This is a genomic window from Psychrobacter sp. CX5, assembly GCF_057621535.2.
In genome coordinates, this window is record NZ_CM177735.1 from 306,262 (window position 1) to 322,245 (window position 15,984).

The following is a 15,984-nucleotide window of genomic DNA, read 5'->3' on the forward strand; positions in this document are numbered from 1 at the left end:
AGAAGTAATCTTTTCAGGTTAACAGGCGTAGGGTGTGGTTAGTTTTGCATTACTCTCGAAGAGAGTGCATGAAAAACGTAACCCACCAGTTGTAGGTTAGATTTAATAGTAATAATTACTTGAATATAGACCAGCTATAAATCCATCCCCGACCCTTCCTTTAAAAAAGGAAGGGGGCGATCTTTTAAAAATAGCTCTTAGATCTAAATTTAATGAATACTAATGAACTTTATAAGCTTCGGTTACTCGATACCAATATACACATCAACTTGCGACTCACTGACATAGTGCTCAAAATCGACATCATATAACCGAGTATGCGTACAGTCAGCATCATTGAAATAAGCCCAAACATTTTGCCATGCATTGATAACCGCATCTGGCATGTCACCCTGCTCACTAAAGACTAAATATTTACCTGTGGGAATAGTGACTGTTATTAAATCGTTAGTATCAAACGCTGAATCATCATCAACTTGATGCCAACCAGCCATCACATCAAAAGCCCCATTGGCGTCGCTTTCGTAATTGTGATAGATACCATATATATCGCTATCCTCTGAAAGTTTAGCGAAATAGTTTTTATAAAAATTTTGCCACATCTCACCTATTTTAGCACTTTCAGGATTTGTCTCATCTTGGTTGGTGGTGCGCACGGATATGCCTTGGCAGGGTATATTGTCGGAAAGCTCTAAAATATTCGTACTCATAATATTTCCTTTTAGACTTACAGGCTCAAATTAAATGCTCCGAAAACAGGGTATGTATCGCAAGCCATAGAAGACTTAATAACGCGCTCATGACCCATCGCACCACCACCTAAATCTAGATAACTGCCTAACTTGTATCGTCGTTCCCCAAAAACTAGCTCTTGTTTTGCTTGATCCCAATGTGTTTGATATTGGCTTGTGTCATCACTAATAGGTAAAGCTAAAGCCCATATAGTTTCAGCTTGCTGAACAACCAAACAGTTATTTTCAATAGCTAATACCCCATATTTTCTACCACTTGCAAAAACTGGCGTATTACTACTTACTTTATATCTTAGAATTTCTACGTCTTCATTTTGGTTAATACTATTAATAACAGTATCATCTATGTGTGCATTTAAATTAGTTTTGTCATCTATATCATAGCGTATATCACTAGTCGTCAGAGGCGGGTCATAACATCCTGATAATGAAAATAGGATCATAAATAATAGTATATTTTTCTTCATAATTATCCTAATAGAGTTAAGAAACAGACTAATCGGCCTCATCAATCCAGTTCATTTGGATGGCTTCTAGGATACCTTCGTTTGATTTGTTTGGGTCATCATCGAAGTTCTCTAATTCGGTTACCCAGCGGTGTAAATCGGTAAAGCGAATATACTGTGGATCGGTCTCTGGAAACTTCTCGACCAATTCGATGGCGATGTCTAGGCTGTCTGTCCATTTTAGTTTTTGGTTCATGATCGTGTCCTTATTTAAAGATAAGTGTTGAAATATGAAGGGACAATGGTTTCAAGTTACAAGTGTGTCAAACAAATTGATTATATAGCTGAGATTTTAGCATAGATACGGCGTTTGATTTAGTGCATGTTAAGAAGGATAAGCGTTGCTTTAACAAGGCGGTTTAGCCTCGATTGCAGTGGATATACTTGGTAAAGCACTGGGCTGAGACGCTAGCGTTACCCTGTTATCGCGAAGCAGGAACGGGGTAACGTGTAGCGACTCGCCTCGTGCACACCAAGATAGTAACGCAAAGCGAGAGTGGCTCCAAAAATTATTAGCGCCAAAAGCAGTGCTACTGTTGTTTTATAGCGGTTTGGTTGGCGTTCCAAGTATCGATGACATTGGTGAGGTGTTTGCCTTGCATGTCAAGTATCTCTGGGCGATGCAGACCTTGCTCGCTTTCTAGTACAAATTTGGTCAATCCTATCGCCATTAGGGTGTTTTTGACATAAAAATGATGCTGAAAGTAGATATACTTGTTATCCCAGCCCTCTAAGGTGCTGGTGACCGTCATTTTGTCTAAAAACTTGATTTCCTTTAGATAAACCATCTCTTGCATTGAGATAATCCAGCCAAGCTGTACGTCGCCGGTTTGTTGAGTAGATTGGTGTTGATGTCTGAGCTGATTTTGACGGCTAACGGTCAATAGCCATCCTGTGATATTTAACTCGATAAAGGATAAATAACGGTAGTTTGGTAGGTGTTTGCGAAAACCCATATCGTGCGGCAACACGCGGTAACGCCTCGTAAACGGCTTAAACAGTAACTCCTGATAAAGAGTCTCGTTTAACCCTTGTTCGTTATGATGACTATCATTAGAGTCTGGTGTGTTGCCTTGTTGCTTTAATAGGCGCATCAAGATAAAAAAACGGATTAACATGTTCATGGGTGGGTATCCTAGCTAAGTGTTTAGAAATTAGGCGCTACGTTACATAAAGCATAAGAATAAGGCAAGCGTTAGTCTATACAGCTATGCGGTTGTTGTCAGTTGTGTTGAGTGATAATTAATAAAAAAATTTATATTTTTTGGCTTGAAACTTTCGCCACTCAACCCCATTTTTAGGACAGCCCCATGACTCATAACAGGATTTAAGTTTTATGGTTTAAATGCTGTCCTATAACAATATTTTTATGGGTTGAATGGGTACTTTTTATAACTTAACTGAACTTTTTTAATGGAGTGAAAAATGAATATTCGCCCTTTGCATGACCGCATCGTAGTCCGCCGTGTGGAAGAAGAACAAAAAACCGCTGGTGGTATTTTATTACCGGGTTCTGCTCAAGAAAAACCATCTCAGGGAGAGATCTTAGCAGTGGGTAATGGTCAACTTCGTGAAAATGGTGATGTCCGTCCTTTAGACGTTAAAGTTGGCGATACTATTTTATTCGGTCAATATGCGGGTCAAACTGTGAAAGTTAATGGCGAAGAGCTATTAATCATGAAAGAATCTGATGTATTGGGTGTATTGGAAGGTTAATTGATTTAAAAATATAAACAACCCCCTATAAATTAAAATAATTGGAGAATTATCTCATGGCAAAAGACGTAAAGTTTGGCATTGACGCCCGTAAACAAATGATGGACGGCGTTAATATTTTAGCAAACGCTGTTAAAGTAACTCTAGGTCCTAAAGGCCGTAACGTAGTCATCGACAAGTCTTTCGGCGCACCTGCCATCACTAAAGATGGTGTGTCAGTCGCAAAAGAAATCGAACTTGAGAATAAGTTTGAAAACATGGGTGCTCAGCTGGTACGTGAAGTGGCGAGCAAAACCAATGATGTTGCTGGTGATGGTACGACTACGGCAACGGTATTGGCTCAGTCTATCTTGCAAGAAGGTATGAAGTCTGTTGCAGCCGGCATGAACCCAATGGATCTTAAACGCGGTATTGATAAAGCCGTTAAAGCTTCTGTTGAAGAGATTCATAAATTAGCCACTCCTGCTGACGACCATAAAGCTATCGCACAGGTTGGTTCAATCTCTGCTAACTCTGACACCAAAATCGGTGAGCTTATCTCTGAAGCAATGGAGAAAGTCGGTAAAAAAGGCGTGATCACTGTTGAAGAAGGCTCAGGCTTTGAAGACTCTTTAGAAGTGGTCGAAGGTATGCAGTTTGACCGTGGTTATATCAGCCCATACTTCGCTAACAAGCAAGACAGCTTAACGGCTGAGTTTGAAAACCCATACATCTTATTGGTTGACAAAAAAATCAGCAATATCCGCGAAATCGTACCGTTACTTGAGCAAGTAATGCAGCAAAGCAAGCCACTATTAATCATTGCTGAAGACGTTGAAAACGAAGCGTTAGCGACGTTAGTAGTGAACAACATGCGTGGCGGATTGAAGACTTGTGCGGTAAAAGCGCCAGGCTTCGGTGACCGTCGTAAAGCTATGCTACAAGACATCGCGACGCTAACAGGTGGTACGGTAATCTCTGAAGAAGTGGGCTTAAGCTTAGAGACTGCGACTGTTGAGCATTTAGGTACAGCTAAGAAAGTAACGGTTGGTAAAGAGAACACGGTTATCGTTGATGGTGCTGGTGATAAAGCAGATATCAGCGCGCGTGTTGACTCAATTAACCGTCAAATCGAAGAGTCTACTTCTGACTACGACAAAGAAAAACTGCAAGAGCGTGTTGCTAAATTGTCAGGCGGCGTAGCGGTAATTAAAGTTGGCGCTGCTACTGAAACCGCTATGAAAGAGAAGAAAGACCGTGTAGATGATGCGCTTCATGCCACTCGCGCGGCAGTTGAAGAAGGCGTTGTGCCTGGTGGTGGTGTTGCTCTCGTTCGTGCGATGAGCGCTATTAGCGAATTGACTGGCGATAACGACGACCAAAATGCAGGTATCAATATTTTACGCCGTGCTATGGAAGCGCCTCTACGTCAAATCGTCACTAATGCTGGCGATGAAGCTTCTGTGGTAGTAAACGAAGTGAAAAATGGCTCTGGTAACTATGGCTATAACGCAGCAACTGGCGTTTATGGCGATATGCTAGAAATGGGTATCCTTGACCCTGCTAAAGTAGCACGTTCTGCCCTTGAACATGCGGCATCTGTTGCTGGTCTAATGCTGACCACTGAAGCGATGATCACAGACAAGCCTGAAGATAATGACGGCATGGCTGGCATGGGCGGTGCTGGTGGTATGGGCGGCATGGGTGGTATGGGCGGCATGATGTAATTGTTTATGTGCCCGCTAACTTTGTAGGACGTTGTCAGTCTAACTGGAGGTATCATATATACAATCTTCGTTAGACTTCCTAGTCCTACTTTGTTAGAGACCCCATAAACTTGCCATTCAAGACTGCATTTAAAACCCCGATAAGCTATCGCTTGTCGGGGTTTTTTATGTGATTTATTGATAAGAAGTTGGAATTTTACTTGCAATAGTTGATAGAGTGTCAAATAGCTAAATTAATATTAACCTGAATTCGGGAGAATTAATTCATAAAAGTTAAGTTGATAGGCATTCCTTTGTTGCAAAGCAATGCATCTTACCTTTTAAAGAAACAGTCATTGATCTCTTTTTAACTTTGAAAGGTTAGCTCCCTTACTTTTCCAAAGGAAGGGTTGGGGATGGATTTTTTAACCCAAATAATAACAATAGCTTACAAAAGCTCATATCCCGAATTAAGTTAATATTAAATATTTACGACTACTGATCACTGATCCGACTCATTTCGTCTAAATGTCCATGTTTTATCATCCGATGCTTCTTCAACGTAGTAATATCCTGCCAAGTCAAACTTCTTTAAGTCCTCAGCTTTGGTGATTTTATTATCGGCTGCATACTTCACCATGAGTCCTCGCGCTTTTTTAGCATAAAAGCTGATAACCTTAAATTTGCCATTTTTCTCATCTTCAAACCGTGGCGTGATGATATCTGCATCGACTGCTTTTTTCTTAACAGATTTAAAGTACTCATTGGACGCTAGGTTAATGAGCACATTATCTTCGCCCTGTTCGGCAGTGTCTTGCATACGCTGATTAATTACCTGCGAGATATGCATACCCCAAAAGTCATATAGGTTATCGCCCTGTTCATTTTTTAGCTTGGTGCCCATCTCTAAACGGTACGGCTGAATGAAATCTAGCGGTTTCAGCACACCATATAATCCCGATAAGATACCGAGATGCTCATTGAGATAAACCACTGTCTCTTTGTCCATGTGATACATATCAAGACCTGTGTACACATCACCGTCAAACAGATAACCTGCGGGTTTGGCATTGTCCTCATTAAAGGGCTTCTTCTCACTCCATGCCCATTGCTGATTACGTTCAGCATTTAATTGCGCTAAATCATCGGATATCCCCATTAACTCTTGTAAATCAACAGGCTCTTTTGACTTTAATATTTTCATTAACTGTTGAGAGTGTTCAATGAGCTCAGGTTGGCTATAGTAGTTACCTACTTTTACGGGGACTGGATCACTCTCATTGAGGCTCTTTGCAGGCGATAACACAAAATACATAGTCGCATCCTTTTATAAATAGTGTTTTATTTGGGTTTGTATCGATACTTTATTAAAAGAGTTTTAGTAGGTAAGACTACCATATATAGGCTAACGGAGACAGTCGCAGAGAGCGGCTAAACTGTTTCTGATATTTTTATATAAATCGTGTATTGATAACATTGTGTTATGTGTTACTCTTCCTTAAATAAAAATATGATTGGTTACTTTTTGTGAAAGAATGTAACTGACCGGTCATATTTCATCAATGATTTTTATCAATTTATATTCTTATAATAAATTCACAGAATGGTTTCGAAATTGCCATTTATTAAATTGATAACCTTTGGTTTTAGCTCGACTAACCAGAGGTTTTTTAACAGTTATAAAGTTCTGCCTAAAGACACAATACAAACTCACGATAGGTTTAGATCACTTAAACAAGCTAGGAGCGAAAATGATAATAGGCACAATACAAGCCAAGCAGGCATATGAAGGTCGCGTTGCTATCACACCCGATTCCGTAAAAAAACTGACCAAACTTGGTCATGATGTGATTATTGAGTCTGGTGCTGGTCAGCATGCCTATTACGATGATACCGCTTATACCAATGCAGGTGCCAAAGTCGTGAGTGAAGCGGACGTGTTGTCTCAAGCAGATATCATTTGTGTGGTACAAAACCTGACAGCAGAGCAAATTACTCAGCTAACTAGTAACAGTATCGTCATTGGTATGCTCGATCCCTACCGCAATGATCAACTCGATAACTATGCCAAACAGGGCACCACCGCTTTTGCGATGGAGTTATTGCCTCGGACATTGTCTCGTGCTCAAAACATGGATGTGCTGTCCTCACAGGCCAACCTTGCAGGCTATAAAGCCGTCCTTATGGCAGCCAATGAGTATTCGCGCCCCTTTCCAATGTTTATGACCTCAGCAGGTACGGTTAAACCTGCAAAAGTCGTGGTACTAGGGGTGGGAGTAGCTGGTCTTCAGGCCATTGCTACTGCCAAACGCCTAGGTGCTGTGGTAGAGGCCAGTGATTTACGTCCGTCAGTCAAAGAACAAGTCGAATCCTTAGGCGGTAAATGGCTAGATGTGCCAATGAGCGATGAGGAAAAAGAGAAAGCGAAATCCACAGGTGGCTATGCCTGGACGCCCTCTGAGCAGTATATGAAAGATCAAGCACAAGTGGTCGATAAAGCCGTATCTAATGCCGACATTGTTATCACTACGGCTCAAATCCCTGGTCGTAATGCGCCACGTCTAATTCATAAGACGACGCTAGATAAGATGAAGGCTGGCTCAGTGTTAATCGATATGGCAGCGAGCTCTGGCGGGAATGTTGAAGGCACTGTCTCTGGTGAAACTGTGGTTACAGACAATGGCGTCCGTATTATCGGCGCCGCTAATATACCCGCAACGCTAGCCGCCCAGTCATCTGACTTATATGCCAACAACTTAGTTCACTTTATCACCACCTTATTTGATAAAGAAAATAATAATGCCTTAACGATCAATCTTGACGATGAGATCCAAGGGGCATTGGCAGTCACTCATAATGGTGAAGTGCGTTTGCAGCGTAAATAAGGGACTGTGAATTTAAGCGCTTAAAGTGTGACAGATCACACTTGCTTGACTATATATTAGAAAGAAATTAGGAGAAGATTATGCTTGCTACACTATTAGCATCCGCACCGCTGGGGGTCGCTGTTACAGGGGGTACCCCTTTTGTGGCGATATTTACCATTTTCGTGCTTGCCATTTTTGTCGGTTACTACGTTGTCTGGGGCGTTACCCCTGCTCTACACACTCCTTTAATGGCGGTGACCAATGCATTATCTAGTATTGTAATCGTTGGCGCCATGCTACAAACCATTCATATCGACGGCAGTCCGTTTTCAGTGACGAGCATACTAGGTGCTTTCGCCGTCTTTTTAGCCAGTATCAATATCTTCGGTGGCTTTGCGGTTACTGAGCGTATGCTTGCAATGTTTAAACCAAAAGCGAAAAAAGCCAAACCAGTAACAGACTCTGAAGGAGGTGATGCATGAATCCAGCGACTGACTTAACCCATATGAACTGGATTGCTGCTCACGCTGACTGGTTTTATCTCGTTGGTGCAATCTTATTTATTTTGACCTTACGTGGTCTATCAAGCCCAAAGACGGCCATCCGTGGTAATCGTTTTGGTATGGTAGCGATGGCAATTGCCGTCATTACGACCTTCTTCTTAGCGGAAGGTCCTGTATTATGGCTTATAATCGGTGCCATGATATTAGGTGCTTTGGTTGGTATGTGGAAAGCAAAAACAGTTGCCATGACCCAAATGCCAGAGACAGTTGCGTTAATGCACTCCTTCGTTGGTTTGGCGGCAGTAGCGATTGCCCTTGCTACCGTGTTAAATACCACCCACGATCACAGTACCATTGCGCGTATTGAGCTGTTCATTGGCTGTTTCATCGGTGCGATCACATTCTCAGCGTCAGTCTTTGCCTTTGGTAAACTGGCCGCTAAAAAGTGGGCCAAAACGGTAGGCGGCGCATGGGTCAAGCCTGTGCAACTGATCTTGTTTGTGGCTATGATTGCGTGCGGTGGAATCTACTTTGTCACTGAATCAATGCCTGCGTTCTACGCGATGACTGCTTTTGCCGTGGTATTCGGTTGGATGTGGATTGCGCCGATCGGTGGTGGTGATATGCCCGTTGTGGTATCGCTATTAAACTCATTCTCTGGTTGGGCAGCGGCAGGTATTGGATTTACATTAGGTAACTCAATGCTGATCATTGCAGGCTCATTAGTGGGCTCGTCTGGGGCTATCCTGTCATACATCATGTGTAAAGCCATGAACCGCTCACTACTAAATGTATTATTTGGTGGTATGGGGACAACAGCTGCCGTTGCTGACGAAGGTGATGGTGCACCTAAGACCTACAAGTCAGGCTCAGCCGAAGATGCAGGCTTCTTAATGAGTAATGCCAGCGATGTTATTATTGTACCGGGTTATGGTATGGCGCAAGGTCGTGCTCAAAATGCAGTAAAAGAGCTATATGAGCTCTTAAAAGAAGAAGGCGTCAACGTTCGCTTTGCTATCCACCCCGTTGCCGGCCGTATGCCTGGTCACATGAACGTACTACTTGCTGAAGCGGATGTGCCTTATGACGATATCTTGGAGATGGATGAGATCAACTCTGACTTCCCAAGTACTGACGTAGTATTGGTAATCGGTGCAAACGACGTGGTTAACCCTTCGGCCAAAGATGATCCAAACTCCCCTATCTTTGGTATGCCAATTTTAGAAGCATCAAAGGCACAAACCGTTATGGTGATCAAACGTTCAATGAGCACAGGGTATGCCGGTCTTGATAATCCTTTGTTCTATCTTGATAAGACCATGATGATCTTCGGCGATGCTAAGAAGATGGTGGAAGAGATGGTACGTACAATTAATGGCGGTGGCCATTAGGATTAGGCACTGCTATATACACTGCAATTAGAATAATGTCTCAATATTCTATTGTCCTAAGTAGCAATTAAGCAGAAGTCACCTTTTTAACCATCAAAAGACAGCGAAAGCTGTCTTTTTTTATGTGTTAGATATGACCTCACTATCCTGATTAGTGTCTTAATCCACATTGCTGATAGCCAATCTGATAATTAACCCATCACAAAAGATGAGCGCATAAGTACACTGTGTGAGCTCGGCCAGTCTGTTAAAGCTAAGAATGTGACGAATATGTCTTAGAATAATGATGAGAAAGAATTACTAACAAAACACCCCTAATATTGTCCAATAACGACCTTGGAAATGTAACAAAGTATGACCATATATAAGGTATAGTAGTATTCAAACCTGACCCTGTTTTAAGCACCCTAATATTAAAGGAAACCCCTTATGTTAAATAAGTTTAAACAACACTTGTCAAAAAATTCTAAAGCCAAACAGTTAGTGGCGGGTATTGGCTTGGCCACTGCCACAGCTGTCGCATCCACTGCCGCTATAGCAGCTGGGACATTGACGCCGTCTACTGCAGATTATAACTTTACTGCAGAAAGCAAATATAAAGGAACGGCCACACGTAGCCTTACTAAATCTGGAAATACTTGGACTTACAAAGTCAATGCTCGCGTCGCAGGTGTCGCAACCGCCAACCAAAAAAGCACCTTTACCATCAGTGGTAACAGCATTATCCCAACCAGTGCCAGTACCAGCTATAAAGTATTTGGTGTCGGCCGTACTCATAACATGAAATTTAGTAACTCTGGAAAAAGTATAGCCAGTACTTATCGCGGTAAGACTTCTAACTTATCTGCCCCAAATAGAGCCTTTGATGATTTGAGTCTTGAAGCCCAGATTAGACAAGATCTGTTAAACGGGAATTTTACGGGCAACTATTATATGGTTAAAAAAGATAAAATCGAGAAAACACCCTTTAAGAAAGTAGGCAATACCAAGATTACAGTGCCGGCCGGGACGTTTGATACTGTTCGAGTCGATCGTATCCATGAAGACAGTGATCGCTCAACCAGTTTTTGGCTTGCTCCAAGCTTAGACTACTTACCCGTGAAAGTTCAGCAAAATAATGATGGTAAGAAGATGGAAATGGAACTGACTAAAGTTCGTTAATTGTAACCTTTGCCTTTTGAGCTCTATTAATCTTGCTCTATTTATCTTGATGGTTTTTTATTTCTATTTTTAAACTAAGTTTTTGATGACGTTATAAATAGTACAAGTTGATAGTACAAAAAAGCACCACTAGATGATCTAGTGGTGCTTTTTTACTGCCTAAACTAATTTAAAACTAAGCATTAGAGCAAGTTTATAGAGATAACCATCTAAAGCTTGCAGGTAATGATTTAAAAATAAGGATTACCTAACTTAGCCAAGTCCACATTTTATAGTGCACTTACATTGCCCAGCTGCACTTTATGACGTCTGGCTTGCAGCAAATAAATAACCGCATATAAGCTCACGCCAATGCCATAACTGACATATTCATGAGGTAAATCCAACCAGCCTTGGACCATATTTGGAATCATCAATAGTATGGTAATCGCTATCAGCAGAATGACCTCTAACCAGTTAGTTTTGACCCTAATCCACCTTTGAGTCGCTGATGAAAACGCCAACATACCTAATACGGCCATACCAAATATCAACCCAATCTCAAATGGATTAGTAATCCATTGCCAGCCTGCTGGATCTTTAGGATTGGTAGGGTCCACACCATCGATGAGTAATAGCTTACTGTTGAAAAAGAACATAAAGGGTAAGATAGCGGTACGGATATCATAAGCAAAACCCTGCAACCCTGTCTTTATTGGATCTGATTTTGCTATCCCCGCTGCCGCATAAGCCGCCATTCCCACAGGCGGAGTATCATCCGCCAAAATACCAAAGTAGAATACAAATAAGTGAGCCGCAATGGCCGGTACCAAGTACCCTAAATCGCCACTTAATCCTAAAATCACGGGTGCAGTCAACGACGCCATGACAATATAGTTAGCCGTTGTTGGAAGCCCCATGCCTAAGATGAGCGAGACCACTGCAGTCAATGCCAATACTGCCAGTATATAGCCGCCTGATAATACCTCAATGACATCTGCCAATATCAGACCAATACCCGTGATGGTCACTGAGCCGACCACTATCCCTGCCACACCAGTAGCGACGGCAATAGGCACCATATTTTTAGCACCATTAATCATGCCAGCCACTATATCGACAAATGCAGTTTTGGCATTATCAACCAATCGTAAGCCATTCTTTGACCACAGTGACTTCACAAAGGGCTGCAGCACCATAATCGCCATTAATACCAAGATACCATTAAAGGCAGCGCGCTGAGGTGACATTCTTAATACGACTAAGGTGTACATTAGATAAAAAACAGGCAACAAGTAATGCAAACCACTGACAAACACCGTCCATACTTTAGGCAGTCTATCTTTCGCCTCCCCTTTAATGCCTAATTTTTTTGCCTCTAAATGCACAATATAAAATAGCGCAATATAGCTCACAAAAGCAGGTATGGCGGCTGCCATTATCACGCCAGCATAATCCATACCCAAGAACTCTGCGATGATAAATGCCGCGGCACCCATGATAGGCGGCATCAACTGACCATTTGTCGAGGCAGCAACCTCTACTGACGCAGCTTTGTGCGCTGGGAACCCCAAACGCTTCATAAGAGGAATAGTGAACGTTCCTGTCGTTACTGTATTGGCAATAGAAGAGCCTGATATGATACCCATCATACCTGAGGCTGCTACGGATGCCTTAGCGGGTCCCCCATCATATCTTCCCAGTGCAGCATACGCCAAATCAATAAAATACTTACCTGCTCCAGCACGCTCTAATAAGGCGCCAAATAAAACGAACAAGAAAACATAACTGGCACTAACGCCCAATGGCACACCAAAGATACCTTCTGTCGTCAAAAACATCTGGCCCATCATTTTATTTATGCTAGCACCTTTGTGCGAGATCATCTCTGGCATAAATTGGCCAAACTTCACGTAGGCTAAAAATGCCAATGCGATAACCGCTAATGCGGGTCCTAACGCCCGGCGCGACGCCATTAAGAGTAAAATTATACCAGCGATAGCGGCCCAGACATCTATAGGTAACCAAGCGCCAGAACGGGCATTCAAATCATCATAAAATATAAAGATATATAACGATGTCCCCGCCGCCGCTATCGCCAGCGCATAGTTCCAAATTGGAATACTGGTCATGGTCTTTTTGGTGCGGAACATGGGATACATTAAATAGGTTAATGCTAATGCAAATGCTAAATGAATAGAGCGCACGAATACGTCATTTACGGGTAGCAACACCACATAAAGCTGAAAAAATGACCAACAAAATGCAATCAGCCCTATGATCATGTAGCCTAAAGAATTAGTCGGTAATACACGTTTTCCCTCTAGAACATCCGCACTATCGCTCTCGGCTATAGCGTCAATATTGGACAATTCATTATGGTCTGTAATGGATGCATCCATGCCATTAGAAGTTGTAGTGCTGTCTGTATTAGATACGCCGTCGTGGCGATTGTTATTCATACTATCCTCCAATGATATCTGAAGTAGTACAGTCATAGAACGTTAAATTGATTTTAAAGTCGATAGAAGGTAACCGAGTGTCAGTACGCGCATACTGGTAAAAAAAGACTAACACTGTGGCGTTCTATACGTTCTTTGGCTATACCTTTTAAGACATCGGGTAGTGGTAGTGATATCATTCCCAAATTAAAACAAGCGTTATACCATTTTGATAATCAGTTTAAGCTTATAAAGGTTCTGGTTTTCAAAACGGATATAAAAAAATAAGCACAGGTAAGGCTACCTGTGCTTATATAAAACGTAATAAGTCATAATATGGCTTAAGACTCAGCGCTGGCGATGGCAATACCTTCTTTTTCAAACACAGCTGCTGCTGCTGGATGTTGAGGTACCGCTAAACCATCAAGTAATGATTCTTTTGTAATGTTTTTATAAGCTGGATGTGACTCTTTAAACTCATCAAAGTTGTCCAATATAGCTTGAGTAATCGCGGTTACAGCATCATCACCAATATCTTCACGGGTTACCAATACGGCTTTAACCCCTAAACTAGGAACATCACTTTCAACACCCTGATAGTCTGAGGCTGAAATGACACCTTTTGCATAATAAGGATTGTCAGCAATAAGTTTATCAATAGCAGGACCATCAATAGGAACTAGATCAATATCCACGGAGTTGGCGGCATCTTTAATATTTGCCGTTGGGTGACCGAACATACCGAAATAACCATCGACCTTTTTGTCTTTTAACATCGTTGGGCCTTCAGAAGACTTCAACTCATTGACCAAAGCAAGATCATCTAGGCTAATGCCATTCGCATCAAATACTGCTTCCGCTGTCATCCGCGTACCACTTCCTGGTACATCGATATTAATACGCTTACCTTTGACGTCTGCTAATGTCGCAATATTTGCGTCTTTACGTACGACTAGTGCTAATAACTCTGGATAAATAGCTAATACACTACGGAGCTCTTTGACCGGCGCATCTGCAAATTTACCTTCACCATTAAACGCTTGAAATGCGGTATCACTTTGGCTAATACCAAAATCAAGCTCGCCGGCTTTAATAGTATTCACGTTATATACCGAGCCGCCAGTGGACTCAACAGAACAACGAATAGGAGACTCTGCTGCTTTGACCATACGGCAAATGGCACCTCCAGTTGGGTAGTAGGTGCCAGTCACACCACCCGTGCCGATAGTGATAAATTTTGTCGCTTCAGTGCTACTCGTCTCGCCACTGCTCTTTGTCTCATCAGCAGGTTGAGTACAGCCAGACATTAATGTTATACCTAGAGCCATAGCTGTTAATGTTGGAAATATTTTCATGGGTACCATCCAATTTGATTAATTAACGTTCAAAATATCCTTATCAAACCTGATATACACAAACTGATAACAATATGTTGCAATTCATTAATACTATTATAATTTGATTACAATGTCTAGCACTCTTAATTTATAATAAAAAATTTGAAATTATTAGATTTGCCCATTCATTGAAGGTAAACGCTTTAGAAGTTTGAATAACCACAAATTAACCAATATCAGTAGTACGAGATCAATCAAATATACCCACAGCACACTAAAGTTAATGTCGTAAAACCTTTCAAACAAAGTGACACCACTTGCGCCAAAATACACTAAAGTTAACATACTACTTAGCAACAGGACATAAGGGGATTTACCCTTTACTATCCAAGGGGAGATAACGAGAGCGGGGATTAACCACAGCCATTGCCAAGCAATCCCCCCAATTATATTAGGTTGAGTGCTCAGCAACAATCCAAGCAATATAGGAAGGGCTAAGCCTCGATAGATGAGCCATACCAGCCAACCTGCGCGCAATTTTGCTTGCATCTTAACAATGCCCGTCAAATCGCTTGAATTACCTTTAGATCCGCTGGACTCAGACGCATTGTTCTCGGTCTTATTATCCATGACCTAAGACCACTTGGCATTGGATAATGCTTGAGTCGCTTGAGCCAAACGCTTACCTTGAGCAATCGCCAAACTACGCTCATCTTGAGTCACGGGCTGATCATGGGCGCTGCCACTGACATGAGTGGCACCGTAAGGCGTGCCTCCACGATTGGTACGTCCCAATTCTGGATTTGAATATGGCAGGCCTAACACCATCATGCCATGATGCAAAAGTGGCATCATCATGGTCAATAAGGTCGTCTCTTGACCCCCATGCAATGATCCGGTACTGGTAAATACACAGGCTGGCTTATTCTGTAAATTGCCTGCCAACCATAAGGTCACAGTCTCATCCCAAAAGTGCTTCATTGCCCCGGCCATATTCCCAAAGTGCGTGGGACTGCCTAATGCCAGTCCAGAACAGTTTTTTAAGTCTGACATGGTGCAATAAAGATCGCCTTCCTCAGGAATGGCAGGTTTAGCAACTTTGATTTCGGTAGTGACGGCAGGTACAGTACGTATACGCGCTGTCAGTCCCGCATCTTCGATACCCTGCGCTATGGCATAGGCCATCTCTTTTGTGGTCCCATGCTGTGAGTAATATAAAACCAGAACATAATGGGCAGGCGCGGTGTCAGTGGGGGCAAGTTGAGCTGTCATATTCTTTTCATTCCTCGTATTTAGTATTTATTTATTGAGCATTTAATAGTCATATAGTCATATAGTCATATAGTCATATAGTCATATAGTCATATGAAGATCGACTTTTGGCGTTACATGACTATATTAAGATTAAAATATAACTAAAGATGAGATGTCATTCTTTGTCTACGGCTTTAGTTAAGAAATGAGTAGCACTAGGTCTACACAAAAAATGTTTTTAATGAGGTATTTAGACGGTTTAGTTCACTCATTATTATGTCATAATCCGTTATCATCGCCTCATGAAACAAATACTTTTCACGGTTTATAAAGTCTGTCAAACAGATATAGATTTGGACATATTTGAATATTTAACCGACTTTAGCCAAATT

15 protein-coding genes are annotated in these 15,984 nt (G+C 41.8%); 6 read left to right on the forward strand and 9 right to left on the reverse strand.

What is annotated here, in order from left to right:
- Positions 1–242: 242 nt before the first annotated feature.
- The 4 genes from AC21OG_RS01140 to AC21OG_RS01155 form a co-directional block, all read right to left on the reverse strand.
- On the reverse strand, positions 243–710 hold the full coding sequence (locus tag AC21OG_RS01140) for a GyrI-like domain-containing protein (protein ID WP_487377448.1): 468 nt from the start codon (positions 708–710) through the stop codon (positions 243–245).
- A gap of 17 nt (positions 711–727) precedes the next feature.
- Positions 728–1,219 (reverse strand): hypothetical protein, encoded by a 492-nt coding sequence (locus tag AC21OG_RS01145; RefSeq protein ID WP_487377450.1) that lies wholly within the window; start codon positions 1,217–1,219, stop codon positions 728–730.
- Positions 1,220–1,247: 28 nt separating this feature from the next.
- A complete protein-coding gene (gene iscX / locus AC21OG_RS01150; RefSeq protein WP_007393996.1) occupies positions 1,248–1,454 on the reverse strand; it encodes a Fe-S cluster assembly protein IscX in 207 nt (68 codons plus the stop codon).
- 334 nt (positions 1,455–1,788) lie between these two features.
- Positions 1,789–2,382 carry an acyl-CoA thioesterase gene (locus AC21OG_RS01155; protein ID WP_486547252.1) on the reverse strand — a complete coding sequence of 198 codons (594 nt, stop codon included), beginning with the start codon at positions 2,380–2,382 and terminating at the stop codon, positions 1,789–1,791.
- A gap of 301 nt (positions 2,383–2,683) precedes the next feature.
- Here AC21OG_RS01155 and AC21OG_RS01160 point away from each other — a divergent pair, with 301 nt between their 5' ends.
- Positions 2,684–2,974 (forward strand): co-chaperone GroES, encoded by a 291-nt coding sequence (locus AC21OG_RS01160; protein ID WP_486547253.1) that lies wholly within the window; start codon positions 2,684–2,686, stop codon positions 2,972–2,974.
- 56 nt (positions 2,975–3,030) lie between these two features.
- Positions 3,031–4,680, forward strand: a complete 1,650-nt coding sequence (gene groL / locus AC21OG_RS01165) for a chaperonin GroEL (protein ID WP_487377451.1) — start codon at positions 3,031–3,033, stop codon at positions 4,678–4,680.
- 481 nt (positions 4,681–5,161) lie between these two features.
- Here groL and yaaA read toward each other — a convergent pair whose 3' ends face one another.
- On the reverse strand, positions 5,162–5,974 hold the full coding sequence (yaaA, locus tag AC21OG_RS01170; protein ID WP_487377453.1) for a peroxide stress protein YaaA: 813 nt from the start codon (positions 5,972–5,974) through the stop codon (positions 5,162–5,164).
- Positions 5,975–6,410: 436 nt separating this feature from the next.
- Here yaaA and AC21OG_RS01175 point away from each other — a divergent pair, with 436 nt between their 5' ends.
- The 4 genes from AC21OG_RS01175 (at position 6,411) to AC21OG_RS01190 (ending at position 10,581) form a co-directional block, all read left to right on the forward strand.
- Positions 6,411–7,544, forward strand: a complete 1,134-nt coding sequence (locus tag AC21OG_RS01175; RefSeq protein WP_487377455.1) for a Re/Si-specific NAD(P)(+) transhydrogenase subunit alpha — start codon at positions 6,411–6,413, stop codon at positions 7,542–7,544.
- 143 nt (positions 7,545–7,687) lie between these two features.
- The gene (locus tag AC21OG_RS01180) at positions 7,688–8,008 is read left to right on the forward strand and encodes a proton-translocating transhydrogenase family protein (RefSeq protein WP_486547372.1); all 321 of its coding nucleotides are present in this window, start codon (positions 7,688–7,690) and stop codon (positions 8,006–8,008) included.
- A gap of 23 nt (positions 8,009–8,031) precedes the next feature.
- Positions 8,032–9,420 (forward strand): NAD(P)(+) transhydrogenase (Re/Si-specific) subunit beta, encoded by a 1,389-nt coding sequence (locus tag AC21OG_RS01185; protein ID WP_487377613.1) that lies wholly within the window; start codon positions 8,032–8,034, stop codon positions 9,418–9,420.
- A 429-nt stretch (positions 9,421–9,849) separates the two neighbouring features.
- The gene (locus tag AC21OG_RS01190) at positions 9,850–10,581 is read left to right on the forward strand and encodes a DUF3108 domain-containing protein (protein WP_487377457.1); all 732 of its coding nucleotides are present in this window, start codon (positions 9,850–9,852) and stop codon (positions 10,579–10,581) included.
- A gap of 269 nt (positions 10,582–10,850) precedes the next feature.
- On the opposite strand, the gene AC21OG_RS01195 is transcribed toward AC21OG_RS01190, so the two are convergent.
- From AC21OG_RS01195 to wrbA, 4 genes are all read right to left on the reverse strand, one after another.
- Positions 10,851–13,022 (reverse strand): TRAP transporter permease, encoded by a 2,172-nt coding sequence (locus AC21OG_RS01195; RefSeq protein ID WP_487377459.1) that lies wholly within the window; start codon positions 13,020–13,022, stop codon positions 10,851–10,853.
- A 320-nt stretch (positions 13,023–13,342) separates the two neighbouring features.
- Positions 13,343–14,356 carry a TAXI family TRAP transporter solute-binding subunit gene (locus tag AC21OG_RS01200; protein WP_487377461.1) on the reverse strand — a complete coding sequence of 338 codons (1,014 nt, stop codon included), beginning with the start codon at positions 14,354–14,356 and terminating at the stop codon, positions 13,343–13,345.
- Positions 14,357–14,509: 153 nt separating this feature from the next.
- The gene (locus tag AC21OG_RS01205; protein ID WP_487377462.1) at positions 14,510–14,968 is read right to left on the reverse strand and encodes a hypothetical protein; all 459 of its coding nucleotides are present in this window, start codon (positions 14,966–14,968) and stop codon (positions 14,510–14,512) included.
- A gap of 3 nt (positions 14,969–14,971) precedes the next feature.
- Positions 14,972–15,610, reverse strand: a complete 639-nt coding sequence (gene wrbA, locus AC21OG_RS01210) for an NAD(P)H:quinone oxidoreductase (protein ID WP_487377464.1) — start codon at positions 15,608–15,610, stop codon at positions 14,972–14,974.
- Positions 15,611–15,984: the final 374 nt, after the last annotated feature.